Source organism: Parabacteroides sp. AM17-47 (genome assembly GCF_003434625.1).
Lineage (GTDB): Bacteria > Bacteroidota > Bacteroidia > Bacteroidales > Tannerellaceae > Parabacteroides > Parabacteroides distasonis.
Genome location: NZ_QTLI01000008.1, coordinates 81,575 through 106,314, shown reverse-complemented (window position 1 = coordinate 106,314; position 24,740 = coordinate 81,575). Strand labels below are relative to the sequence as shown.

At 46.8% G+C, this 24,740-nt stretch carries 20 protein-coding genes and 1 tRNA gene; 9 read left to right on the top strand and 12 right to left on the bottom strand.

Features of this window, described 5'->3' with window-relative positions; genetic code table 11:
* Positions 1 to 13: 13 nt before the first annotated feature.
* The 5 genes from DW205_RS08025 to DW205_RS22490 all read right to left on the bottom strand — a co-directional run bounded on the left by DW205_RS08025 (position 14) and on the right by DW205_RS22490 (position 5,394).
* Positions 14 to 865 carry a DUF3298 and DUF4163 domain-containing protein gene (locus tag DW205_RS08025; protein ID WP_005855566.1) on the bottom strand — a complete coding sequence of 284 codons (852 nt, stop codon included), beginning with the start codon at positions 863 to 865 and terminating at the stop codon, positions 14 to 16.
* A 201-nt stretch (positions 866 to 1,066) separates the two neighbouring features.
* A complete protein-coding gene (locus DW205_RS08020) occupies positions 1,067 to 1,501 on the bottom strand; it encodes a hypothetical protein (protein WP_005865304.1) in 435 nt (144 codons plus the stop codon).
* 927 nt (positions 1,502 to 2,428) lie between these two features.
* Positions 2,429 to 4,198 carry a T9SS type A sorting domain-containing protein gene (locus DW205_RS08010; RefSeq protein ID WP_005865305.1) on the bottom strand — a complete coding sequence of 590 codons (1,770 nt, stop codon included), beginning with the start codon at positions 4,196 to 4,198 and terminating at the stop codon, positions 2,429 to 2,431.
* A gap of 11 nt (positions 4,199 to 4,209) precedes the next feature.
* Positions 4,210 to 4,662, bottom strand: coding sequence for a hypothetical protein (locus DW205_RS08005; RefSeq protein ID WP_005865306.1), 453 nt, complete (start codon positions 4,660 to 4,662; stop codon positions 4,210 to 4,212).
* Between the two features lie 447 nt (positions 4,663 to 5,109).
* Positions 5,110 to 5,394, bottom strand: coding sequence for a hypothetical protein (locus DW205_RS22490; RefSeq protein WP_227793693.1), 285 nt, complete (start codon positions 5,392 to 5,394; stop codon positions 5,110 to 5,112).
* A 396-nt stretch (positions 5,395 to 5,790) separates the two neighbouring features.
* Here DW205_RS22490 and DW205_RS07995 point away from each other — a divergent pair, with 396 nt between their 5' ends.
* The 8 genes from DW205_RS07995 (at position 5,791) to rseP (ending at position 14,135) form a co-directional block, all read left to right on the top strand.
* Positions 5,791 to 7,605 (top strand): glycoside hydrolase family 2 protein, encoded by a 1,815-nt coding sequence (locus tag DW205_RS07995; RefSeq protein ID WP_005865308.1) that lies wholly within the window; start codon positions 5,791 to 5,793, stop codon positions 7,603 to 7,605.
* Positions 7,606 to 7,698: 93 nt separating this feature from the next.
* A complete protein-coding gene (locus DW205_RS07990; protein ID WP_005865310.1) occupies positions 7,699 to 8,187 on the top strand; it encodes a GNAT family N-acetyltransferase in 489 nt (162 codons plus the stop codon).
* 104 nt (positions 8,188 to 8,291) lie between these two features.
* Complete coding sequence (locus DW205_RS07985; RefSeq protein WP_005855584.1) at positions 8,292 to 8,897, top strand: DUF4290 domain-containing protein; 606 nt, start codon at positions 8,292 to 8,294, stop codon at positions 8,895 to 8,897.
* Positions 8,894 to 10,198: a UDP-N-acetylglucosamine 1-carboxyvinyltransferase gene (gene murA, locus DW205_RS07980; RefSeq protein WP_005855586.1), complete on the top strand. Its 1,305-nt coding sequence runs from the start codon at positions 8,894 to 8,896 to the stop codon at positions 10,196 to 10,198. Before DW205_RS07985 ends, murA begins: the two co-directional genes overlap by 4 nt.
* Before the next feature lie 12 nt (positions 10,199 to 10,210).
* Positions 10,211 to 10,744, top strand: a complete 534-nt coding sequence (rimM, locus tag DW205_RS07975; RefSeq protein WP_005865312.1) for a ribosome maturation factor RimM — start codon at positions 10,211 to 10,213, stop codon at positions 10,742 to 10,744.
* Between the two features lie 10 nt (positions 10,745 to 10,754).
* Positions 10,755 to 11,618, top strand: coding sequence for a M23 family metallopeptidase (locus tag DW205_RS07970; protein WP_005865314.1), 864 nt, complete (start codon positions 10,755 to 10,757; stop codon positions 11,616 to 11,618).
* A 6-nt stretch (positions 11,619 to 11,624) separates the two neighbouring features.
* Positions 11,625 to 12,776, top strand: coding sequence for a 1-deoxy-D-xylulose-5-phosphate reductoisomerase (locus DW205_RS07965; RefSeq protein ID WP_005865317.1), 1,152 nt, complete (start codon positions 11,625 to 11,627; stop codon positions 12,774 to 12,776).
* 30 nt (positions 12,777 to 12,806) lie between these two features.
* On the top strand, positions 12,807 to 14,135 hold the full coding sequence (gene rseP / locus DW205_RS07960; RefSeq protein WP_005865319.1) for an RIP metalloprotease RseP: 1,329 nt from the start codon (positions 12,807 to 12,809) through the stop codon (positions 14,133 to 14,135).
* 91 nt (positions 14,136 to 14,226) lie between these two features.
* On the opposite strand, the gene DW205_RS07955 is transcribed toward rseP, so the two are convergent.
* From DW205_RS07955 to DW205_RS07930, 6 genes are all read right to left on the bottom strand, one after another.
* On the bottom strand, positions 14,227 to 14,970 hold the full coding sequence (locus DW205_RS07955; RefSeq protein ID WP_005855602.1) for a lipopolysaccharide assembly protein LapB: 744 nt from the start codon (positions 14,968 to 14,970) through the stop codon (positions 14,227 to 14,229).
* A 155-nt stretch (positions 14,971 to 15,125) separates the two neighbouring features.
* Positions 15,126 to 16,220 carry an alanine dehydrogenase gene (gene ald, locus DW205_RS07950; protein WP_005865321.1) on the bottom strand — a complete coding sequence of 365 codons (1,095 nt, stop codon included), beginning with the start codon at positions 16,218 to 16,220 and terminating at the stop codon, positions 15,126 to 15,128.
* Between the two features lie 96 nt (positions 16,221 to 16,316).
* Positions 16,317 to 19,697: a preprotein translocase subunit SecA gene (secA, locus tag DW205_RS07945; RefSeq protein ID WP_005855607.1), complete on the bottom strand. Its 3,381-nt coding sequence runs from the start codon at positions 19,695 to 19,697 to the stop codon at positions 16,317 to 16,319.
* A 172-nt stretch (positions 19,698 to 19,869) separates the two neighbouring features.
* Positions 19,870 to 21,459: an alkaline phosphatase family protein gene (locus DW205_RS07940; RefSeq protein WP_005865323.1), complete on the bottom strand. Its 1,590-nt coding sequence runs from the start codon at positions 21,457 to 21,459 to the stop codon at positions 19,870 to 19,872.
* A complete protein-coding gene (locus DW205_RS07935; RefSeq protein WP_008778507.1) occupies positions 21,456 to 22,643 on the bottom strand; it encodes a DUF4105 domain-containing protein in 1,188 nt (395 codons plus the stop codon). The genes DW205_RS07940 and DW205_RS07935 overlap by 4 nt, the downstream gene beginning before the upstream one ends.
* 362 nt (positions 22,644 to 23,005) lie before the next feature.
* Positions 23,006 to 23,078, bottom strand: a tRNA-Gly gene (locus DW205_RS07930).
* Positions 23,079 to 23,155: 77 nt separating this feature from the next.
* Here DW205_RS07930 and argB point away from each other — a divergent pair.
* Complete coding sequence (gene argB / locus DW205_RS07925) at positions 23,156 to 23,923, top strand: acetylglutamate kinase (RefSeq protein ID WP_005855613.1); 768 nt, start codon at positions 23,156 to 23,158, stop codon at positions 23,921 to 23,923.
* Positions 23,924 to 23,993: 70 nt separating this feature from the next.
* Here argB and DW205_RS07920 read toward each other — a convergent pair whose 3' ends face one another.
* Positions 23,994 to 24,662, bottom strand: a complete 669-nt coding sequence (locus DW205_RS07920) for a DUF1080 domain-containing protein (protein ID WP_005865328.1) — start codon at positions 24,660 to 24,662, stop codon at positions 23,994 to 23,996.
* Between the last annotated feature and the right edge of the window lie 78 nt (positions 24,663 to 24,740).

The following is a 24,740-nucleotide window of genomic DNA, read 5'->3' as shown; positions in this document are numbered from 1 at the left end:
TAATTTTCAATTCTCAATTTTCAATTAACTGACTTATCGGGCTGTCATCCCGCAGCAAATAGCGGATTTCCTTGTAAGGGAGATGGACGTTCGTGACGCCTACCACGTATGCCGCTATCTCATATTCGTTGAAAGAATAGGTGATACCCGTCTCGTCTACGAGGAAGTTACCGTTCGGGAAGATCTCGTCCACGCTAAAGAAACCGATATTTTCCAGTTCCTTGGCGTCGGATACGTTGTTTTGCTTGGCGATCTGATCTACCAATATTCGCGCCAGATTGTCTTGATAGTTGTCCACGAATATCTCCTCCTCGGTGATCGGCTTACCGGTCTTGAGGTTCACTACATGGTTATTGTAGGAATGTGCGCCATGCGCTCCGCCCGTATAGTTCTCGAAGCTTACCGTATAGCTGATGATATCGTCTTGGTTGAAGGCGATATCATCCGACGACATCTCATAGTAAGAGAACCAAGAGCCCACCGGTGTCTCGTCGGATTTCGCCACCTCAGCCTTGTAATCCTCTTCCAGATCCTTATAAGCGGCCAGATAGTCGTCGGTATATTTCCGTACCGCCTCCTCGGGGGATAATTGCTCATAATTCTCGCCGAAATAAGAGGAGACGAACTGTCTCTGTAGATTCTTAAGAACCTCTTTATCCGAATATTTCCGGGGATAAACGAACTTGATCTCTAGATTGCAATTGGGATTATCCGGATTATCTAACAAATGGTAAGTCTTTTCCACGCTGATAGAATCAAACGTGATACTGTTTTCGGAAGCCTTCTTCGTTCCGGTATCGCAACCCGTGGCTAAGATACCTATCAAAAGAAGCGCCAGCATGCTTTCGCGTAAATGCGTTCTCATCGGACTACAGATTTAATTTATTTGTACGCGAATGTACGTTATTAAATTGTATAATCAAATTGCACGATGAAGTTTAATAAGAGGACAATCTTTCCTCGGTGGTTTTCGGGTTGAGTTGTCTATTTGTCCGATACTTTCCGGGTGTTCTCTTGCGTGAGAAGGATAGTTCCCATTTTATATCACCTAGGGGCGTACCTAGCCTTATGAGAATACAAATGTTATTTTCATGCTTTCATCTAGATGAAAGCAAACTGTATAGGTTATCATATTTGGAAAATAAGAGCTTTCTGCCACTATAGACATCTCATCCATAGGCTTTAGATCAAAAACAGTCTTTCCTAAATAATCTGTATATAAAACAGAATCTGGCTTAATGACTGTATTATACCTTTTATACTTTAATATTCCATTTCCTTCATAAGATGCAAGGCCACCAAACTCTGTCGTTATATTAATGTCATAATACAAATACACTTTTGCGCCTGCATCAGGTTTTCTTGAGCTTGTACTTTCTTGGTCATAATAAACCTCTATTTCGGCTTGAGGATCTTCTGGTTTTTCCCCTTCATCGATAATGTCATTTTCACTACAACCAATAAAAATGACCATGAAAAATATAAATAAAGAAGTTCTCATGTTTCTGAATCAGTTTTAATTAGTTAACAACTAAAATAGGATTGCCCTAAATGTACAATTAGTTTTTATCATACCATTATAGTTTGAAGGAAATTATGGGTAATGATGATAAAATTTAACTATAGCCTATTGGCACAAGTCTACCATCAATAGGATGTGAACGCATTAAAAAGGTTAAACAATAGTGAGCTACCTATATTCTCACGAACGAGATAGCTCTTTTCTTTATTTAACTAAATAACCAAGCTTTTCCTCTGAAAAGCCATGTTGTTAAATTCGATTAATTATAGGCCAAATGTATAATTATTGGAGAAATAGAGTTTTTATGGGCAGACACAAAAAAAAAGCGTGAAGCTGCCGTTATATTGTTATAGGCTTGTCAGGTATCCCCATACCTTTGTCAACTATAACAAACGACAGCTCACGCCATTATTGTATATTTGAGATAATACAACAGCGTGAGCATGAAGTTTGTTATTCTAGTTGACTTTGCTTTTAGGGATGTTTGACAATGCCTAGAATAACACTCGATGCTCTAATACATAATATGTCGCCATGCTTTTCAACTAACGCTATAGCCACATGACGATGCAAATATAACTATATATTTTGTAAATCAATGTTTTTATTGGCGAATTATTAACAGATATGCAAGTGCATACTACTCGTTCTTATGCTTTCTCTTTAGCTATCAGCCCATCGAAATACCTCCGCAGCAACCATGCCATGGCTTGCTGTCGCACCATCGTCAGCCGATAGTCCTCGCTGATGGGCAGGTGACCCGGTGGTCTCCAATGGGCGAAGAGGCTCATGGCGTGGCGTTTCTCCTCGGGGGTATCGTGTATCAATCCCCGCTCTTGCAAGGACTGATTGAAATGGGTCGGGTAAAGAGAATTTCTTACCCGGCTCGGATAGTCTTCTTATTTCTCAATGATTAACGATGAATTGCTCTTTTTGCAAGATCGAATTCGAATTATGAATCGTAACAAAGTACATTCCATTCGCCAGAGAAGATATATCTATGGAATTGTATCTATTTAGTAATCCAGACTTACATTTTGTTCCATTAATAGAGTATATTTCATAAGAGTCTTGCGACTTACTTAATAGATTGTTAGTTTCTTGATTCTCTAAATTGATATTTAGTATAGATGAATTGTCATTCATGATGCTATAGGTGTTTTTTAGATATAGGCGGAATGTCTGCGTTAAAGTGGAGCCATCAGCTTTAGCTGTAATGACAATAGGCGATGTGCTACTTGAATTTGCTAACACAGAGGCTGTTGTAGATGATGAAGAATAAAAATTACCGGGATTTCCACCGCTGCAATTCCATTTGTACACTATATTCGTTGGGAATTTGATTGATATATTTACAGGTGAATTTAAGGGAATAGTCCAGTTGATAGTTTCCATACCGGAATAATTAAATGTCTCTCCACGTTCTACTGCAATCGTTCCGCTCGTAGTTCTTGCTCTCATCCCATTTAGGGCTAAAAAATGAGAGAGTAAATCCGAAGAATAGTGTTGTGGATCTTCATTTTTCTTATCATGAGTCCTTGCGTAATCATATGCTTCATGAGCTGTTGTAAAAGCGTCTTGGTTAACATCTCCTACCATATATCCAGAAGAAGCTTTCTTCGTGACAGCCTCCGTCCAATAGTAAACGAATTCATCGTAACGGCCGTCACTCATGGAAGAAGATGGCTGATCTTTAGTGGAAGCCGTTGATATGGAAACCTTTGGATTATTTTTAAAATAAGAGATAAAACCGCCACTGAAACATTGTCCCATTACGATATTGATCGCTTTGGCATTAATGGCATTCACCCAAGGAGCGAAAGTTGATGCATACAAATTCTCATCGTTCCATAATGTTAAACTAGAGTTCCCGGAAGAGTCATAATTTCCGTGATCTATTGTGAAAATAAAAAGATAGTCGTTGGAGGTAAGCCTCGACGCAAGATTGCTAAAAGTAGTCTTGATATTATTGCTTGTCGCCGCAAATTGTATATCGTTTGTTCCATTTCCGTCTAAATCTAACGGCGAAGAATCGCCAGTGCTTCTATCGATGTTGCTGCTCGTTCCATCTGACATTATAACGGTAATATGGGCAGAGTCATAATTATACGTATAAAGCAATGTCTGATAAATAGAAGAGCAATCGTTCCAATATCTCGGGTAATTGACAGAGGGATTTCCTCCTCCACTAATTATTACTGCATATTTGTTGCTATCATATGTTGCCTTTGTTTGAAGGAGCTGAGGCCTTGCCATAGGCTTGACAAAAACAGACTCATCAAATGTAACTACGCTAGACTTTATTTTATCCATATCAGCCAATGATGGTTTAGTAGGGTAGAAATTACTCTCTATTATATCTACTTCACCATTGTTACTTCCGATAAGCATATAGTTACAAGAGTGTCCCCAATTGGATAAAGGATACTTATTTATGAAAAACATCCAAGAGCCATAATCCGGGGATTCTATACTTTTATCACCAATCTCAATGACTGTGTTGGCTGGTAATATCTGCTTGGATACAAATATTTCAGTGGAATCTAATGTAGTCGAATCAATGCCACTAATAACTATATTATAAGCTTCGAGTTTAGTTATGGATTTATTTGCGCTGTTTATGGCTCCTATAGATAGTAGAAGCACATAAATGATGATAAAATACATTTTTTTCATAATGTCGTAATTTAATTTAGATTAATTGTTTGTGTTAGATCTCTTGTGAAATCAAATTTAAAAGAGGCATATTCACTATTCTCTTGCATGATCACACAATCATAAGACTGCCCTTCTTGAAGGTTGCTGATTTCATATGTTAATTGTCTTCCACAAAGACAATTAGCATCATCGCCAATTGGCGTGAATTTAATTATGATTACTTTTTCATTATAACTGATACTCGACTCTATTTTTTCCAGAGCGCAATTCAGTTGGACATGGTACATGTCCACTCTTAGAGTGTTTGTGTTAACTGCACTGATTTCTACATAAGCGGTCTCTTCTTGCGCCTTGGTCAAGTTTTTCCCCGTGGCGCATTCCGAGTAGGAACCATTTTTTAGGTACACGCTGTTTTCCTTATCGTTACAACTTATAAGGATCATAGCGATTATTGCCATGAATTGCAAAATAATGATTTTCATAAATAGAATGTTAATTTAATATCTTTATTATTAGAAATAGAAAACCATACGCTTTACTAAAAAGTAGAAGTTGGTTTGGCTAGTTTAGATTCAGTCTTACATTTTATAGAAACATGAAGGCTGTTAGAGCATGACTTGTAATTTTATTTTATCTTTTTTCCAAAGATATGATTTAATTATTATTTATTGGCTTGAAAAAGTATTATATTTATGATTTTGCATTAAATTAACAATGTGTATGTTTTATTTCTTAATCTCCAAAGGAGATGGTTCGTTTTGCTTTCTCTTCTGTTATCGGCCCATCGAAATACCTCCGCAGCAACCACGCCATCGCCTGCTGTCGCACCATCGTCAGCCGATAGTCCTCGCTGATGGGCAGGTGACCCGGTGGTCGCCAATAGGCGAAGAGGCTCATGGCGTGGCGTTTCTCCTCGGGGGGGTCGTTGATCAATCTCCGCTCTTGCAGGGATTGGTAGACATGGGCGGGGTAGAGACGTTCCAGTGGGTAACCGGCCTTGTATTGCTGGAATACCTTGCGGAGGAAGGCAAGCTCACGCTCTTTCTTGTAGGCCGTGATATAATAGCCATTGGCATAGATGTCACAAAGCAGGGCAATATATAATGAAAAGCGTCAGATCCGTATTTGCGCTTTATTTGACGGATTTTACGGTTGCTTAGTAAATCCGTGTCGAGCGGGAAATAATCCGGCTCCTTTTTAATAGGTCGTGCCATTACTCCTTCTTTTCCGGGTATCCTTGAATCAGAAGAATTTTACAATAAGCAGAAAATGAGGTTTTGTTTGCAAGGGGTTGAAAATCAGAGTCGTAAAAAACATCGTAATGTTTGCGTTAAAACACGTACATGTTTTTCCGAAAAGTCGTACGTGTTTTGGGAAATTCACGTACGTGTTTTTCCGGAAATGATATTGATGTAAAATAGGAACATTAAAAAAAGACAATAACCTTACCTTCTGAGATTCTGTCATAAGAGATATTCCGGGTATTTTATGGTTAGATCGATTTGGGTACGGTTCTCCTATTGGTATCCGAGGACGATGTGGATTTTGGATATTTTCTATTATCTTTGTCTGCTGAAAGTGTATTATCAATTCAAAATGTAAATAATATCATGAGAAAATTATTGTTAGCCTTTTGTGCGTTCGCAACGATTTGTAGCGCCGGGGCGCAGTGGAAGCCCGCCGGAGACAAGATCAAGACGGACTGGGCTGAGAAAGTAGATCCCCGGAATGTATTGCCAGAATATCCACGCCCCGGGATGGAACGTGCGGATTGGCAGAATTTGAACGGCGAGTGGGAATACGCTATCCTTCCAAAAGGACAGGCAGAGCCGACGAGTTTCGATGGGAATATCTTGGTGCCGTTCGCCGTGGAATCCTCCTTGTCCGGCGTGCAAAAAGAAGTGGGGGAGAAGAATGAGTTGTGGTATAAACGAACCTTTACGGTGCCCTCCTCATGGAAAGGAAAAGATATCTTGTTGAACTTCGGCGCCGTGGATTGGAAAGCGGACGTGTTCGTGAATGATATCCTGATCGGTTCCCACACGGGAGGCTTTACCCCGTTTTCCTTGAATATCACTCCCTATCTGAATGGCAAAAGTACGCATAAGCTGGTGGTGCGTGTATGGGACCCGAGCGATAAAGGCTACCAGCCCCGTGGAAAGCAAGTGGCCAACCCGGAGGGAATCTGGTATACGCCGGTCACCGGAATCTGGCAGACCGTATGGCTGGAGCCGGTCGCTTCCTCGCATATCACCTCTATCAAGGCGATCCCGAATATCGATAATGGCGTGATGAGCGTGACGGTCGGGGCTTGTTCCGACTCCCCGGTGTCGGACATCGTGGAGGTCAGCTTGCTCGATAAGGGGCAGGTGGTTGCTACCGCCAAGGGCGTACAAGGGACAGAATTACGCTTGGCCGTGCAAAATCCTACGTTGTGGGAACCTTCCAATCCTTATTTATATGATATGAAGGTGAGCTTGTCAAAGAATGGCAAGAAGGTAGACGAGGTGAAATCGTACACCGCCTTCCGTAAGATATCCGCCGAGCGTGACGCCAACGGCATCATGCGTATGCGCTTGAACAACAAGAACCTGTTCCAATACGGCCCGCTGGATCAAGGCTGGTGGCCCGACGGGCTTTACACGGCTCCCACGGACGAGGCGTTGCTGTATGATATCGTGAAGACGAAAGCGTGGGGCTTCAACATGATCCGCAAGCACGTGAAGGTAGAGCCGGCCCGCTGGTACTATCATTGCGATAAGGAAGGTATGTTGGTTTGGCAGGATATGCCTAGCGGCGACATGGGTAACCAATGGGCGCCTCATACGTATAACGGTGGAACCGACAAGGAGCGTACCGAGGAGTCTATCCGTAATTATTACAAGGAGTGGAAGGAGATCATGGACCTGTGCGTCTCGAATCCTAGCGTAGTAGTATGGGTGCCCTTCAACGAGGCTTGGGGCCAGTTCGATACCGAGAAGGCTGCCGAGTGGACAAAAACATACGATCCTTCCCGTCTGGTGAATCCGGCCAGTGGCGGTAATTTCCGTGCGTGCGGCGATATCTTGGATTTGCATAATTACCCGGGCCCGGCGATGTTCCTGTTCGATCCGGTGCGTGTGAACGTATTGGGCGAGTATGGTGGTATCGGCTTGGCCGTGGAGAACCATTTGTGGTGGAACAAACGCAACTGGGGCTATGTACAGTTTAAGAATAGCGATGAGGTGACCGCCGAGTACGTGAAGTACGCCCGTGAGCTGAAGAAAATGGTTCCGAAGGGCTTCTCCGCCGCTGTCTATACGCAAACCACGGACGTAGAAGGTGAGGTGAACGGCCTTATGACCTACGATCGCAAGGTGATCAAGATCAATGAGGCCGAGGTGCGCAAGGCGAACCAAGAGGTGATCAAGGCGTTGTCTGAGTAGAAAGCCGAAAAATTAGTAATTTGATTCGATGATAGATCCGGTCCGGGCAGAGAGAGATTCTTTCCCGGATCGGATTGTTTTAACGGAATGAATATGATTCGAAATGTGAGTTCGCGAGACGCCAAGGCGATCGTGGATATATACAATGAATATGTCGTGAATAGCGTGGCTACGTTCGAGACGGAACCTTTGCGGGTGGAGGAGATGGAGGGTCGCATAGCCGGGATCTCGGCGAGTTATCCTTATCTGGTATACGTAGATCATGATGAGGTCGTGGGATATTGCTATGCCCATGCGTGGAAAGAAAAGGCAGCTTATAAATATACGCTTGAGACCACCGTTTATTTATCCCCGAGATACAAGGGCAAGGGGATCGGCCGGCAGCTTATGGAAAGGCTGATCGAGGAATGTCGGGCAGGCGGCTACCACGCCTTGATTGCCTGCATTACCGAGGGGAATGAGGCTAGCTGCTCGCTGCATGAGAAGCTGGGGTTCAAGAAGGTATCCCACTTCGAGAAAGTAGGGCTGAAATTCGAGCGGTGGCTAGACGTGGTAGATTATGAATTGAGAATTGAAAATTGAAAATGAATAGTCTGTAGGCTTTTGAGTTAATTTTCAATTTTCAATTCTCAATTTTCAATTTCCATTAATTATGCCTATCTTTGCGCATAAACAAAATGTAAAGAATGAAATATAATACAGAAGGAAAAAGATTGACTTTGCCCGAATACGGTCGCAATATCCAAAATATGGTAGACTATTGCGTGACTATCCAAGACAGGGAAGAGCGTAAGCGTTGCGCCAACACGATTATCAACATCATGGGAAACATGTTCCCGCACCTGCGTGACGTAAACGACTTTAAGCATATCCTCTGGGATCATTTGGCGATCATGGCCGATTTTAAGCTCGATATAGACTATCCGTACGAGATCATCAAGAAGGAGAACCTGTATAGCCGTCCGCCTCGTATCCCGTACAACAATAACCGTATACGCTACCGCCATTACGGAAAGACCTTGGAGCTGATGATCCGCAAGGCCACGGAGCTGCAACCCGGTATGGAGAAAGACCAGCTCGTGCGACTGCTGGCCAACCAGATGAAGAAATCGTTCCTTACTTGGAACAAGGAAAGCGTGGACGACCGTAAGATCTTCAAGGATCTGGACGAGCTGTCTAGCGGCAAGATCGTATTGAGCGAGGAGGAACACAAATTGGCCGAGAGCCGTGATATCTTGGCCCGTAATAACAGTGGCGGCAACAAAAGGAACTTTACGCGTAAAGGCAGATGAGCTCGTTCGTTATAGAAGGTGGTTATCGCTTGTCCGGCGAGATCGTTCCGCAAGGCGCCAAGAATGAGGCGTTGGAGGTGATCTGCGCGACATTGCTAACACCGGAGAAGGTGACCATACACAATGTGCCTGATATCTTGGACGTGAATAACTTAATCCAGCTCCTTAGGGATATGAGGGTCAAGGTGGAGCATCCGTCCGCCGATACCTATACCTTTCAGGCGGACGACGTGGACATGGAGTATTTGAGTACTGAGGAGTTCCTGCGCAAGAGTGGTAGCCTGCGGGGTTCCGTGATGATCGTAGGCCCGTTGGTAGCCCGCTTCGGCAGGGCGCTGATCCCGAAACCGGGTGGCGACAAGATCGGGCGACGCCGGCTGGATACGCACTTCGTGGGAATCCAGAAGCTGGGCGCTTGCTTTAGCTACGACGCCGGGCGGCAAGTATACGAGATAGAGGCACGCCAGTTGAAAGGCGCTTATATGCTGCTCGACGAGGCTTCCGTGACCGGAACGGCGAATATCTTGATGGCTGCCGTGCTGGCCGAGGGGGTGACGACGATCTATAACGCCGCCTGCGAGCCTTACCTGCAACAACTTTCCACGATGCTGAACCGCATGGGAGCGAGAATCTCAGGTGTCGGTTCTAACCTATTGACGATAGAAGGTGTACGGTCGCTTTCCGGCACGGAGCATACCATCCTCCCCGATATGATCGAGGTGGGTAGCTTTATCGGTATGGCCGCTATGACCGGATCGGAGATCACCATCAAGAATACAGGATATGATAAGCTGGGGATCATCCCGGACGCTTTTCGCCGCTTGGGTATTACCGTGGAGCAGCGAGGCGATGATATTTATATCCCTCGGCATGATTCCTACGAGATCGATACGTTTATCGATGGTTCTATCATGACCATCGCCGACGCTCCTTGGCCGGGGCTTACGCCGGACTTGCTGAGCGTATTTCTCGTAGTGGCTACGCAATCCGTGGGGAGCGTGCTGATCCACCAGAAAATGTTTGAGAGCCGTTTGTTCTTTGTGGACAAGCTAATCGATATGGGAGCCCAGATCATCCTTTGCGACCCGCACCGGGCTACGGTGATCGGGCTGGGTAACCGCTTCAAGTTACGGGGCTCTACGATGGTATCCCCGGATATTCGCGCGGGTATCGCCTTGCTGATCGCCGCTATGAGCGCCGAAGGTACCAGCACGATCCATAATATAGACCAGATCGACCGGGGATATCAAGGGATCGATAAGCGATTGAACCAGATCGGGGCACGTATCACGAGGATTTAAAGATTTTAGGCGATGATTAGAGAAGAAGAGGTTTTCAAGATCGGGCAGTTTGCCAAGCCCCATGGTATCAAGGGGGAGTTGTCGTTGGTGACGAACAGCGATGTGCTGGAAGATGCCGAGGACCCGTACATTGTTTGCGAGATGGATGGTATCTTGGTTCCGTTCTTCGTGGAGGATTTCCGCTATAAGACCGATACGGTGGTCTTGGTGAAACTGGAGGACGTGAATTCCGAGGAGGATGCCCGCATGTTTGTGGGCAAGGAGGTGTTTTATCCTTTGGACGCCGTGGACGAGGAGGATCTCGTGGGGGATATGACGTGGGACAGTTTTATCGGTTATACCGTGACGGACGTACAGAAAGGTTATTTAGGAGAGATAACAGACGTGGATGAGACGACAATCAACGTCCTTCTGCGTGTCGATCATAAAGGCGAGGAGCTGTTGATCCCCGCCGTGGAGGAGTTGATCACCGAGGCCGACCATGAGGCCCGTAGTCTCACGGTGTCTTTGCCGGAGGGACTTATAGAATTGATAATTGATAATTGAAGATTAGGGGTTGAAAAAGAAGAATACGAAATCGTTTTGGCACCGGATCCGGTTTAAATATAAACTTTCCTTCATCAATGAGGGGACGTTGGAGGAGGTGTGGTCTTTCCGGCTTTCGCAGTTATCGGCGTTTGTCACTTTGGCGGTGTTCGCCTTTTTCTTGATCGCCGTTACCGCCTTTATCATCATCAAGACACCGATTCGCAACTACTTGCCGGGCTATCTCGACGTGGAGGTTCGCAAGGAGATTATGCAGAATGCCTTGCGGGCGGATTCGTTGGAGCGTATGATGGAGATCCAGTCCCTTTATCTGGATAACGTGGCCGGAATCCTTTCCGGTACGATGCCCTTGGACTCGATCCGTCAGATAGATTCTTTGGCTAGCAACGATATTAACTATGAGATTCCTCGTAGCAAGGAAGAGATTCGTTTCGTGAAAGATTACGAGGAAGAGGAGAAATATAATTTATCGGTATTGACCGACCCGGGCAAGGTACCGACCGAGGGGGTCTTTTTCTATAAGCCCGTGAATGGCGTGGTCACCTCTCATTATGAGACGGATGTCCATCATTATGGCGTGGATCTGGCCGCGGCCCCGAAGGAGAGTGTCTTGGCTACGTTGGATGGTACGGTGATCTATACCGGTTTCGATCCGAACCACGGAAACGTAATTCAAATACAACATAAGAACGGATTCATCTCGGTTTATAAGCACAACGAATTGTTGCTGAAAGAGGTGGGAGACCATGTGGTAGCCGGTGAGGCGATCGCTCTGGTCGGGAATACGGGAGAGTTGTCTACCGGACCGCACCTGCATTTCGAGTTGTGGTATAAGGGCAATCCGGTGAATCCGGAAGAATATATAGCTTTTTGATAATCCATGAAAAAAAGACAGTTAGCGATATTAGGCTCGACCGGTTCCATCGGGACCCAAGCCTTGGAGGTAGTGAGCGAGCATTCCGATCTTTTCGAAGTGTATGCCTTGACCGCGAATAACCAAGTGGACTTATTGATCAATCAGGCCCGGAAATATATGCCGGAGGTGGTGGTGATCGCCAATGAGCGGAAATATCCCGAGCTGAAAGAGGCCTTGGAAGACCTGCCGATCAAGGTATGGGCGGGTGCCGACGCTATCGCCCAGATGGTGCAGTCGGAGCCGATCGATATGGTGCTGACGGCGATGGTGGGCTATTCCGGCTTGCGACCGACGATCTCGGCGATCAAGGCGGGAAAGGCGATCGCCTTGGCGAATAAGGAAACTTTGGTCGTGGCCGGCGAGCTGATCATGAAGCTGGCCGCCGAGCATAAGGTGCCTATCTTGCCGGTGGACTCGGAACATTCGGCCATTTTTCAATGTTTAACAGGTGCGTACGATAATCCGATCGAGAAGATCTTGCTGACGGCTTCCGGCGGCCCGTTCCGACAGAAGACGCTGGAGGAGCTGGCTACCGTGACGAAGGCGCAGGCCTTGAGGCATCCGAACTGGACGATGGGGGCGAAGATCACGATAGACTCGGCCTCGATGATGAATAAGGGCTTCGAGATGATCGAGGCGAAATGGTTGTTCGATGTCACGCCGGATCAGGTACAGGTGGTGGTGCACCCGCAGTCGGTGATCCACTCGATGGTGCAGTTTGAGGATGGCGCCGTGATCGCCCAGCTGGGAATTCCCGACATGAAATTGCCGATCGCCTACGCTTTCTCGTTCCCGACACGTATGAGGAGCATGGCGCCCCGTCTGGATTTCAACCAATATTCGACCTTGACGTTCGAGGAGCCGGATATGGAACGTTTCCGCAACTTGGCTTTCGCTTTCGAGGCGGCCCGCCAAGGAGGGAATATACCCTGTATCTTGAATGCCGCCAATGAGGTGGTGGTGGCCGCTTTCCTGCAAGATCGTATCGGCTTCTTGCAAATGAGCGACGTGATTGAGCAGACCATGCGGAAAGCCTCGTTTATCGTCAATCCCTCGTATGAGGATTACGTGGCTACCGACACCGAGGCTAGGCGGTTGGCGGCCGAGTTATTTTGAAATAATTTAAAACAGAACAAACAATAGTAGATGGAAACTTTTTTGATTAAGGCGTTACAGCTTATCTTGAGCTTATCGATACTGGTGATTGTCCACGAGTTCGGGCATTTTATCTTTGCCCGGATTTTCAAGGTGCGGGTAGAGAAGTTCTACCTCTTCTTCGATCCGTGGTTCTCGCTATTCAAGTACAAGCCGAAAAACAGTGACACGGAATACGGCGTAGGCTGGCTTCCGTTGGGAGGATATTGTAAGATCTCCGGTATGATCGACGAGAGTATGGACAAGGAGGCGATGGCCCAGCCGCCCAAGCCTTACGAGTTCCGCTCCAAGCCGGCCGGACAGCGTTTGATGATTATGGTAGCGGGCGTGGTGTTCAACTTCTTGCTGGCTTTGTTTATTTATTCCATGATCTTGTTTACGTGGGGCGATACGTACTTGCCTTTGAAGAACATGAAGATGGGTATGAATTATAGCGAGACGTTCCAGAACGTCGGTTTTCAGGACGGTGATATCTTGCTGAGAGCGGACAATGAGGAGTTGGAGCGTTTCGGTAGCGACAGTTTCCGCAAGGTGGTGGAGGCGAAGACCGTGACGGTGCTCCGTGACGGGCGGGAGACCGTGATCTCCATACCGGAGGATATGATGCAACGTTGCATGCGTGACGGAAAAGGCTTCGCCGATCCTTTGCGTATCCCGATGGTTGTTCGTGAGCTTCCCGACAAGAATGCCCCGGCGGCTCTCGCTGGCATGCTGCCGAAGGATAGCGTGGTGGCTATTAACGGTGTGGCTACCCCGACGTTTTATGATGCCTCCGGGTTATTGTTAGAGAATAAGGGCGAAGAGGTGACGGTAGATTTCTACCGGAACGGCCAGTTGGAGTCCTTGACCATGAGGACGGACTCGGCCGGGAAAATTGGCGTAGCGGTGATGTTGCCTACGGATCTCTATCAGACCGTGACCCGCGAATACGGCTTTTTCGAGTCGTTCCCCGCCGGTATTAAATTAGGTATTAATACCTTGAAGGGATATGTGAACGACATGAAATATGTGTTTACGAAGGAAGGTGCCTCCAGTTTGGGCGGTTTCGGTACGATCGGCGGATTGTTCCCGTCTGTCTGGGATTGGCGGATTTTCTGGGAACGTACGGCTTTTCTATCTATCATCTTGGCGTTCATGAATATCTTGCCGATTCCGGCCTTGGATGGCGGACACGTGATGTTCTTGATCTATGAGGTAGTGGCCCGTCGCAAACCGAGCGATAAATTCCTAGAGTATGCCCAAATGGCAGGTATGTTTATCCTGTTCGCTTTATTGATCTATGCGAATGGAAATGACATCTTCCGCTTCTTCTTCAAGTAGCGTATGTCTCTACAACTAGATACAAAAAACCTCCCAGATCACTTTTCTATGTGATCCGGGAGGTTTTTTTGTATGAATAAAGTCCTCTTTCTTATTTCAGGATGTCGTTGATAGAAGCGAGGATCTTCTTGGAGTTCTCGTCTTTCGGGTCGAGTTCGACAGCCTTTGTCAAATATTCTTTCGCTTGCTTGAAGTCTTTGTCGGCTTTCGCTTTCTCGGCGTTGTATTTATCCGGCTCGGAAGTAGCGATCGGGGTAGCGGCCTGTAATATCTTCGCTCCGTTGCCATACAGCATGGCGCCAAGGCTGTAGTAAGCGTTGCTCTGGTAATCCTTGTTCGATACGGCTAGGACCTCTTTGTACATTTTCTCGGCACCGGCCAGATCTCCCTTCTTTTGGGCGGCTTGTCCTTGTTTGATGCAGTAACCGTAAAGCAACTTTTCCAGATTGGTCTTATTCTTGTTTCCATCGGGAATCACTTTTAATCCCTCTTTTACCGTAGTCAGGAATTCTTCAGTCTTGTTTAAGTTACGGTAAGCCATAGCCTCGCCTACATAAGAGTCGTCTACGTTGTAGTTCATCTTAACGGCCATGTCGAAGTATTTGGCGGCCTCGGCGTAGTTCTTCGCTTGATTAGCGGCGTATCCGCAATTGAAGATACGGGCGGTGTCTTGGTAATTGTTTTGTTTCAAGTATTCGCCGTATTTTGTTACGACGGTAGCGTAATCTTTTGCTTTCAAAGCAGCGTCACCTTCATCTCTTAATTTGTCAGCGTCTTGTGCGAATAGGTTTCCGACACATAGGCATAAAGCCACTAATAAAACAATTTTCTTCATGGTAATTATTAAATTTAATTGATTTTGTGCTCTAAGTTAAGGTGTGCGGGAAAAGGAGCCAAGATATTTTACGTTTTTTAGAAAACAATAAAAATAGAAAACATAAAAAAGGGATTGCCGCAAGCAATCCCTACTAATGAAAGATTCTTTGGAACTTATGCTTTGAGTGAAGGAAAAGCCTCTGCTACGGCGGGGTAGACAATCTTTCCTTCCACGATGTTTAATCCTAGTTCTAGGCCCGGATCTTCCTCGCAGGCTTTTTCCCAACCTCTGTCGGCAAGCTTGATCACGTACGGCAGGGTAGCGTTGGTCAAGGCTAATGTGGAAGTCTGCGGGACCGCTCCCGGAATGTTGGCTACGCAGTAATGGAGGATATCGTCTATCTCATAAACCGGATTGGCGTGCGTAGTCGGGTGGGAGGTCTCGAAGCAACCGCCTTGATCGATGGCTACGTCTACCAATACGCTGCCCGGTTTTAATAACTTCAACATATCCCGGGTGATCAAGTGCGGGGCCTTGGCTCCGGGGATTAATACGGCGCCGATCACTAAATCGGTAGTGGGTAATTCCTGTTCGATCGTATGCGTGGAAGAGAACAACGTCTTCACGTTTTTCGGCATCGTCTCGGACAGATAGCGCAAGCGGGGAAGCGAGATGTCGGCAATCGTGACATCGGCACCTAGCCCGGCGGCCATCAAGGCGGCGTTGTGGCCTACCACGCCACCGCCTAAAACCAATACCTTACCCGGTTTCACGCCCGGCACGCCACCTAGCAATACGCCTTTGCCACCTTGCGGTTTCTCAAGGAAACGAGCGCCTTCCTGTACGGACATGCGTCCGGCCACCTCACTCATAGGAATCAAAAGGGGTAACGTATGATCTGGGTTCTCCACGGTCTCGTAAGCCAGACAGATGGAGCCGCTCTTTATCATGGCAAGGGTGAGAGCCTCGTCGGATGCGAAATGGAAGTAGGTGAAGACAAGCTGTCCTTTGCGTACCAAGGGATATTCGCTGGCGATCGGTTCTTTTACTTTTACGATCATCTCGGCAATTCCATATACATCCTCAATGGACGGGAGTATCCGGGCCCCTGCCGCCACATAGGCATCATCGGCGAAACCACTGTTTATACCAGCCGTGTGTTGCACATACACGGTATGACCTCTTTTCACCAACTCTTTGGCTCCGGCGGGAGTAAGAGCTACCCTGTTCTCGTTGTTCTTGATTTCTTTTGGAATTCCAATAATCATAATGGTAGCATTTAATGGGTTTATATGCCTGCAATATACAAAAAAGAGGAACAGATTGGTATTCTGTCCCTCTTTTTTTATCTTATTTCTTGTTCCTTATAAACCTTGTCCGTGGCAGTTCTTGTATTTCTTGCCACTTCCGCAAGGACATGGATCATTGCGTCCTACTCGTTTCTCGGCACGGACCGGAGCTTGCTTCGGCTGAGGTGCCTCGGCTTGGGTGTTGTTTCCGCTCAAGTCTGTTTTCTCCGTGCGGTAACGGCTCATATCCTCGTGCTTCTCCGGGGCGGCCTCTTGTACGGCGATACGTTGACGGGCTCTTTCCTCGGCGATCGCTTGGGCTGCTTGCTGGGCTACGGCCGCTTGACGGGCTTGCATGGCTTGGCGTTGCTCCTCGGTCGGCTCCTCACGTACCGGGATCTGTCCACGCATCAAGATGGCGGCTGTCTTACGGTTCATGTTGTCTACCATTGTCTTGAACAGGTTGTAAGATTCAAGTTTGTAGATCAACAAAGGATCCTTGTTCTCGTAGCTAGCGTTTTGTACGGAGTGGCGCAGCTCATCCATCTCACGTAGATGCTCTTTCCATCCCTCGTCGATCATATGCAATACGATTGATTTCTGGAAGGATTTAACGATTGCCTTACATTCCGTGTCGTAAGCCTCTTTCAGGTTGCAAGATACATTATACATGCGCTTGCCGTCCGTGATAGGGATCATGATATTCTCGTACATCGCTCCTTGATTCTCGTACACTTGCTTGATGACCGGGTGAGCGACTTGCGTCATGCGTTCCATACGACGTTTATAAGTCTTCAATGCCTCCTCGAACAATTTCTCTACGAGTTGCTCCGGTTTCATGCTCTTGAATTCGTCTTCCGTGAACGGGCTTTCCATGGCGAATGTCTTGAACAATTCTAACTTGAAGCCCTCGAAGTCCTCGGCGTGTTGATCGGCGATAGCTGTAGAAGTATCGTAAATCGTGTTCAATACGTCCAGACCGATACGCTCTCCCATCAAGGCGTGGCGACGGCGGGTGTAGATTACGTTACGTTGCGAGTTCATCACGTCGTCGTATTCCAACAGACGTTTACGGATACCGAAGTTGTTTTCCTCGACCTTCTTCTGGGCACGTTCTACGGACTTGCTCAGCATATTGTGCTCCAGAACCTCGCCTTCCTTGAAACCAAGCTTATCCATCAAGCCGGCGATCTTCTCGGAAGCGAATAAACGCATCAAGTCGTCTTCCAGTGAAACGAAGAATACGGAAGAACCCGGGTCTCCCTGACGTCCGGCACGACCACGTAACTGACGGTCTACACGACGGCTCTCATGGCGTTCCGTACCGATGATAGCCAAACCGCCTGCGTCTTTCACGTCCTTGGACAGCTTGATATCGGTACCACGACCGGCCATGTTGGTAGCGATCGTAACCGTACTCTTTTGACCCGCCAAGGCCACGATCTCGGCCTCTTTCTGGTGCAACTTAGCGTTCAATACATTGTGCTGGATCTTACGCATCGTAAGCATACGGCTCAATAGCTCGGAGATCTCTACGGATGTTGTTCCCACCAATACCGGACGGCCTGCTTCCGTCAGCTGAACGATTTCCTCGATAACAGCGTTATATTTCTCACGTTTTGTCTTGTAGATACGATCGTTCATATCGTTACGGGCGATCGGTCGGTTGGTCGGGATCACTACTACGTCCAATTTGTAGATATCCCAGAACTCGCCTGCTTCCGTCTCCGCCGTACCGGTCATACCGGATAATTTATGGTACATACGGAAGTAGTTCTGCAAGGTGATCGTGGCGAATGTTTGTGTAGCGGCCTCTACCTTTACACGTTCCTTAGCCTCGATCGCTTGGTGCAGGCCATCGGAATAACGACGTCCGTCCATGATACGACCCGTCTGCTCGTCAACGATCATAACCTTGTTGTCCATAACCACGTACTCATCATCCTTCTCGAATAAGGTGTAAGCTTTCAACAACTGGTTGATGGTATGTACACGCTCGCTCTTAACGGAATAGTTCGCCAAGATCTCGTCCTTTTGAGCTTGTTTCTCTTCCTCGGTTCCTGTCATGTTCTCCAATTGAGATAATTGGGAAGTGATATCGGGAAGTACGAAGAAGGTCGGGTCGTCCGTCTTACCGGTCAATAGGTCGATACCTTTATCCGTCAATTCGATACTGTTGTTCTTCTCGTCGATCACGAAATACAACTCATCGGTCGCCTCGTGCATATGGCGCATATTCTCGGACATGAAATATTCTTCCGTCTTCAACATTTGAGCTTTTACGCCTTGCTCGCTTAAGAACTTGATCAACGCCTTGTTGCGGGGATATCCCTTGAAGGAGCGGTACAGAAGGATAGAGCCTTCCTCAACGACCTTCTGGTCGTCGCTAGCCATTTTCTTCTTGGCCTCGATCAATAATTTGGAGCAAAGGTCTTTCTGCGCGTTCACGACAACCTCCACGTTCGGGCGGAATTGCTCGAATAATTGTTCCTCGCCACGAGGGATCGGTCCGGAGATGATCAGCGGCGTACGAGCGTCATCGATCAATACGGAGTCCACCTCATCGACGATGGAGTAGTTATGCTTGCGTTGTACCAAGTCTTTCGGGCTGATCGCCATATTGTCACGCAAGTAGTCGAAACCGAACTCGTTGTTCGTACCGAACGTAATATCCGCCTCGTAAGCCTTACGGCGAGCCTCGGAGTTCGGCTGGTGCTTATCGATACAGTCTACGGAAAGTCCGTGGAACATATAAAGCGGTCCCATCCACTCGGAGTCACGTTTTGACAAGTAATCATTCACGGTTACCACGTGTACACCGTTACGTGTCAAGGCGTTCAAAAATACCGGAAGGGTAGCCACCAAGGTCTTACCTTCACCGGTCGCCATCTCGGCGATCTTACCTTTATGAAGAACGACGCCACCAAATAGCTGAACGTCGTAATGGATCATATCCCATGTGATCTCGTTTCCACCGGCTTTCCAGTGATTGGCGTAAATCGCCTTATCGTCCTCGATGCGGACAAAGTCGAAACGAGCGGCCAGATCCCGGTCGAATTGGTTAGCGGTAACTACCACTTCCTCATTCTCGGCGAAACGGCGGGCCGTATCTTTCATGATGGCGAATACCTCGGGCAAGGATTGCTCCAGTACCACTTCCATCTTGTCCGTGATGGCTTTCTCGATTTTATCTACCTCGGCCCAGATCGCCTCACGTTCTTCCAGTTCCTTATCCTCGATGCCTTTGCGAAGCTCTTCCACTTGCGCTTTCTCCTCGGCTACGTAGTCCTGGATACGTTGTTTGATCTCATCTGTTTTCGCACGCAACTCGTCGTTCGAGAGTGCCTTGATTGACGGATATACGGCCTTTACCTTATCTACGTAAGGTGTGATTTCTTTAAGGTCACGCTGCGACTTATTGCCGAACAGCTTCGTCATAAACTCATTAAATCCCATGATTCTTATGTTAATTGATAATTGATAATTGAAAATTGAAAATTGAAAATTGAGAGTTCAACTTCCGATTGTCAATGAGCAATCATCGTCTGTTATTACTTTGTTGTTTGAATTCAGATAAAATACTTAGGGGGGAACCACCTACCTTTCCCTTCTATGATAATTTTAATTCTCAATTACCAATTTTCAATTCCCAAAGCGGTAGGCTTTGAGTAGCGTTTGGTGGCCTGATTCTTAGCACATGGGTTACCGTGGGGGCTACCTCAGTGGCCTTGACTTCGCGGTAGATATGTTGGGGTTTCAACCCGTTGCCCATAAATACCAGCGGGGTGATAACAGCATTATTGCGTATAATCTTGACTTTTTCTTTCGGATTGTCGAGGTTTACTTTCCAACCGGGTTGCAACTCGATGATCAGATCGCCCCGTCTCAAATGGTGCGTACCTTGACGGAATTTGGCGGTTCCCTCGTTCCAGTCGCCCGTAAGCAAGCTCCTGCCCGTGGTGACGAGTTGTACGCCACTAAATTCCTGTATGAATTCGGCGGCCTTGTTCTGTAAAGTCGTCAAATCCAGCTTGGCGTCTTCTATCGCCTTGCGGTTCAAGTAGATCTGGTTGTTGTAGTATCCTTGTACCCAACTGGTATGTTGGCCGTAAATGGCCATCAAGTACATATTAAGCAGGGCCAGACAACGTTTCGGGTGGAACTCGCCACCGTTCACCATCAGGCCGTCCGGATAAGACTCCTCGCTTTTATAATAACCGGAACCGGTGAAGACTACCAATGTATTGGCCAAGCCCACTTTCTTGTCGATCGTATCCAGTAGCTTCTCGATATCTTGATCGAGTTGATAATACGTATCTTGAATCTCCCGGGTGTATTCCTTGCTCATCGTACCCCGGTAATTGCCCGCGTAGTACGTGATAGACAACATATCCGGGCAACTGCGTGTACCAAACCCTCCGTACTCTAGGAACTGGAGGGCCAAGCGATTGATCTCCTTATTGATGAACGGCGAGGTCTTCAGGTTCGGATAGCAGTTCGCGAACTTCTCGCTGAACGTATAGCGGAAAGGAAGATCATCCAATACGTAAGGAAAGGCATCGTATTTCTCCATCGGAAGGGTAGGAGTCCATACCATGGTTTCCAAGCGTGACGCCAAGGATTCCGGGCCGTTATTATAGCGGTCTACGTACCAAGGGATTCCCTTATAGTACGTCGTGGTAGCCCATTTCCCGTTGGTGTTATCCATCCAGAAAGCTCCGTTCGCCGCATGTCCGGCGGAAAGGATGGCGCTCTCGGCATCCGGGGCGATGGAATATACGTCGCTTCTTCCTTGAGAGGCGATTTTCAACTCGTCGCCGATCGTGGAACTGAATAAATTCTTGGGCGAATAATTCTCTTTCGTGTAATTACCCAGATATTCAGGATCATTTAAGATCGAGACCTCTTTCTCTTTCTCGAAATCAAACGTCTTCTCCCCCGCGATACCGCTGAAGCAAGGGTTGCTTCCGGTAAAAAGAGTCGCGAACGCGCTGGCTTGGTCTATGTCCGAGAACTCGAAGCGGATATTGTTGTACACCAACCCCTCGTTCATCAAACGCTTGAAGCCCCGTTCGCCAAATGTATTATAAAAGTATTCTATATAGTCGCCCCTTAGCTGATCCACAGTAATACATACAACCAATTTGGGGGTACGTTGCTGCGCCTCGAGGTTTGTTACCACGAGGATAGCGATAAGTGACGTTATAATTTTTCTCATCCGATTCTCCATATATTTCTGTAAACACCCCAACCCGAACGAACCCAAATCGAGGCTACAAGCGGAATAAAGGCACTGTTTAGATGTTGCGGAATGAAATACCATCCCAGTAACATCAGCGTAAGCGCCGCAAAGTTAATAAAATGATAGTAATATGCAGCCTTCTTCAGCTTTTTTACGCAAAACAAAATAACAGCGATCAAATCGAGCGGCTGTAACCATACCAAAGACCAGTTCGGCCACGTGCAGGGATGGACGGATATGAAGCTAAGAAAGAAGAGGATGACACCTCCGGCTCCGGCTACCGAGAAAAGGACACAATCCACCCACAAGAAGTATTTTTTTTTGCGCCATTCGATCCAAGTAAACCCTAAAACGATTCCGAACAGAAGCCAAGCGCAGACTAAAGGGGTGAATAAATCCCAGATATCTTTTTCCGGCTCGTCGGCTTCCCCGGCTCCGATCACGTGGGTCTCGCTCACCAATGGGCGGATTGTCCCGTCCGGGCCCGTGATGGTGGCTTTAGAGAACGCTTCTTTTAGATAAGGGGGGAGGAAGAGCATCTCGTGCTGGGTGGCCTCCCGGTCGGAGGGGCTGCCTAGCGCTAGGTCGCATCCGAATGTGAGCCACGGATGGTTTCGGGTACAATAATTAATAAGATCCCGGAAGGTCTGGGATTGATAGGGATACTGATAATCGACGCTCCCGTTGATCTCCTTTTCCAAGATCGCGGCAGGGCGGGTAGCGCAATTATCGAAGAAGAAGTTATAACGATATACCCTGTTTTCCGGCCTGTAATTAATAAGCAGGGCATCCCATATATGCTCTTTCTCTTCTTGGGTGAGGTTCAATACTTGCTCCGTGATATCGCTGCCCCGCATTTGGTACTCGATCACGTAGTCTTGGAAATCGGCTACTCCCAGTTTATAATCCGTCTCTCCTTTAGCGAATCGGTAGATAAAATTAGGTTTGGAGAAATCAAATATACCGTAATTGAATATATAATCTATATTTTGCTTGGGATCGTATATGCGTAGAGCGGCATGCCCGTACACGGTGAATACCTCTTCATCGTACGGTGCGCTGGTCATCAGACTGATACGGGCTTCCTCGCTCAGTTTGGGTTGCGCTATCGCCGATAGGGAAAGAATCCCCAGCAGGAATAGAAATATGCTTTTTGTCATTCTCTTCTTGATTATTTGACGCAAAGGTAGATTATTTTTCTTAAACAGTATAGATCGTTTAAGCATAACATATGGCTTTATGTCGAGAAAAGAGATAACTTTGTTTTTATTATAAAGGGAAAAGGAAACTTGGTTACGTCTTTGATTATAAGAGTGTTGCAGTTTTTACGGATTTTTTTTTAAGAAACTTTAGTTTCTTCTAGGGAAAACAAAAGTTTTCCTATGAGGAAACAGAAGTTTCCCTTGCACAAAACTCTAGTTTCTAGCTAGAGAAACGGACGTTGCTTTTAGAAGGAGCATTGAGGAGATAAAACAAAATTAGGCGACCATCCTTATTTGGATAATCGCCTAATGCCTGATAGAGCGGTAGGCGAGGCTCGAACTCGTGACCCTCAGCTTGGGAAGCTGATGCTCTACCAACTGAGCTACTACCGCATTGCGAGTGCAAATGTATACAAATCTTTCTTTTTTTAGTAACTTTGGCGAGAAAATTTTATAAAAAAGAATTAAGTATGGAAAAACTAGTCTTGATAAAGGTAGGAGGGAAGATCGTTGAGGAAGAAGAAACGCTTCGTCAATTATTGAACGATTTCGCTGCTATCGAGGGATATAAGGTCTTGGTGCATGGGGGAGGACGCTCGGCTACCAAGCTTGCCGCTCAACTAGGGATCGAGAGCAAGATGGTGAACGGTCGCCGTATTACGGATGCCGAGACCTTGAAGGTCGTGACAATGGTCTATGGCGGGTTGGTGAATAAAAACATCGTAGCGGGCTTGCAGGCGTTGGGCGTAAATGCTTTAGGCTTGACCGGTGCGGACATGAACTTGATGCGTTCGGATAAACGTCCCGTGGCAGAGGTGGATTATGGTTTCGTAGGCGACGTGAAAGAGGTGAATGCTGATTTGCTAGCCTCTCTTATTCATCAAGGTATCGTGCCGGTACTGGCTCCTCTTACACATGATAAGCAAGGCCATATGTTGAATACGAACGCTGATACGATAGCGGGAGAAGCCGCTAAAGCGTTGGCGAAACATTTTGAGGTGACATTGATGTTCTGTTTCGAGAAAAAAGGCGTTTTGTTGGACGAGAACGATGATGAGAGCGTGATACCGGAAATCGATCGTATAGCGTTTAAGGGATATGTAGAACAAGGAATTATCCAAGGGGGCATGATCCCGAAACTGGAAAACGCTTACCAAGCGATAGACGCCGGGGTGAAGCAAGTGATTATTACGCAAGCCTCGGAGATTCACCAAGGAAAAGGGACGAGAGTCTTTTAAATAAATGAGGGGCTGTTTATGGCCCCTCACGTACATTATATAATAGGTCTATCAAAATATAATAGGTCTATCAAAGACTCCGAATCTTGATATTACGGAACCAGATTAATGAATCCCCATGTTTTCCTTGTAATCCGATAAATCCCTTTGTCGGTAATTCGGCGAAAGGTTTGGGCAACCAGCTTGGGATATCGCTTCCATCCGGGTTCTTGGTGCCGGAAGTCCATTTGCTCATATCCATTTCGGTAACTTTCTTTCCGTTGAGGATAACCATGATATGTTGTCCGGAGCATTTGATACGCATATGATTCCACTCCCCGGGTTTTTTGACTACCTTGTCTTGCACGGCGCCTAGATGTCCGTAAATGGCTCCGCATTTCTCATACGGCTTGCCGTTTCCCCATTTTTCACAATGGTCGTCCGCTATCTGTATTTCTACCGAGTTGGGTATCCAATCCTTCGTGTCCGTACAGTAAACGACTACTCCGCTGTTCGTGCCCACGTCGGTCTTAAAATCAAGATCCAGCTCGAAGTTCTCATATTCATCCTTTGTCCAGATAGACTCGTCCTTCACGGCACCTAACACGCCATCAGTCTCGCTCCAAACTTCCGGATTGTAGTTGGCGTTTTCCAGATTTTTACCGAAGAGAGGCTTCCATTTATTGTTATCTGCCGCGAATAAGGAGAATGTACCTGCCACACACCATAAAGTAGCCATGGCTAAAAGAAAATGTTTCATGCTATTAGTTTTAAAGATTTACGTGAGGCAAATGTATTCATTTATTTTGGAAGGAACATAGTCTACGAAGAACGATTT

Excerpts from the sequence above, each read along its gene's own strand:
- DW205_RS08020 (WP_005865304.1), bottom strand. The coding sequence starts at position 1,501 with ATGAGAACTTCTTTATTTATATTTTTCATGGTCATTTTTATTGGTTGT.
- DW205_RS08025 (WP_005855566.1), bottom strand. The coding sequence starts at position 865 with ATGAGAACGCATTTACGCGAAAGCATGCTGGCGCTTCTTTTGATAGGT.
- DW205_RS22490 (WP_227793693.1), bottom strand. The coding sequence starts at position 5,394 with ATGGCACGACCTATTAAAAAGGAGCCGGATTATTTCCCGCTCGACACG.
- DW205_RS07965 (WP_005865317.1), top strand. The coding sequence starts at position 11,625 with ATGAAAAAAAGACAGTTAGCGATATTAGGCTCGACCGGTTCCATCGGG.
- DW205_RS07920 (WP_005865328.1), bottom strand. The coding sequence starts at position 24,662 with ATGAAACATTTTCTTTTAGCCATGGCTACTTTATGGTGTGTGGCAGGT.
- DW205_RS07940 (WP_005865323.1), bottom strand. The coding sequence starts at position 21,459 with ATGAGAAAAATTATAACGTCACTTATCGCTATCCTCGTGGTAACAAAC.
- DW205_RS07985 (WP_005855584.1), top strand. The coding sequence starts at position 8,292 with ATGAAATATAATACAGAAGGAAAAAGATTGACTTTGCCCGAATACGGT.
- DW205_RS07990 (WP_005865310.1), top strand. The coding sequence starts at position 7,699 with ATGATTCGAAATGTGAGTTCGCGAGACGCCAAGGCGATCGTGGATATA.
- secA (WP_005855607.1), bottom strand. The coding sequence starts at position 19,697 with ATGGGATTTAATGAGTTTATGACGAAGCTGTTCGGCAATAAGTCGCAG.
- DW205_RS07935 (WP_008778507.1), bottom strand. The coding sequence starts at position 22,643 with ATGACAAAAAGCATATTTCTATTCCTGCTGGGGATTCTTTCCCTATCG.
- rimM (WP_005865312.1), top strand. The coding sequence starts at position 10,211 with ATGATTAGAGAAGAAGAGGTTTTCAAGATCGGGCAGTTTGCCAAGCCC.
- DW205_RS07995 (WP_005865308.1), top strand. The coding sequence starts at position 5,791 with ATGAGAAAATTATTGTTAGCCTTTTGTGCGTTCGCAACGATTTGTAGC.
- DW205_RS07955 (WP_005855602.1), bottom strand. The coding sequence starts at position 14,970 with ATGAAGAAAATTGTTTTATTAGTGGCTTTATGCCTATGTGTCGGAAAC.
- rseP (WP_005865319.1), top strand. The coding sequence starts at position 12,807 with ATGGAAACTTTTTTGATTAAGGCGTTACAGCTTATCTTGAGCTTATCG.
- ald (WP_005865321.1), bottom strand. The coding sequence starts at position 16,220 with ATGATTATTGGAATTCCAAAAGAAATCAAGAACAACGAGAACAGGGTA.
- argB (WP_005855613.1), top strand. The coding sequence starts at position 23,156 with ATGGAAAAACTAGTCTTGATAAAGGTAGGAGGGAAGATCGTTGAGGAA.
- DW205_RS08005 (WP_005865306.1), bottom strand. The coding sequence starts at position 4,662 with ATGAAAATCATTATTTTGCAATTCATGGCAATAATCGCTATGATCCTT.
- murA (WP_005855586.1), top strand. The coding sequence starts at position 8,894 with ATGAGCTCGTTCGTTATAGAAGGTGGTTATCGCTTGTCCGGCGAGATC.
- DW205_RS08010 (WP_005865305.1), bottom strand. The coding sequence starts at position 4,198 with ATGAAAAAAATGTATTTTATCATCATTTATGTGCTTCTACTATCTATA.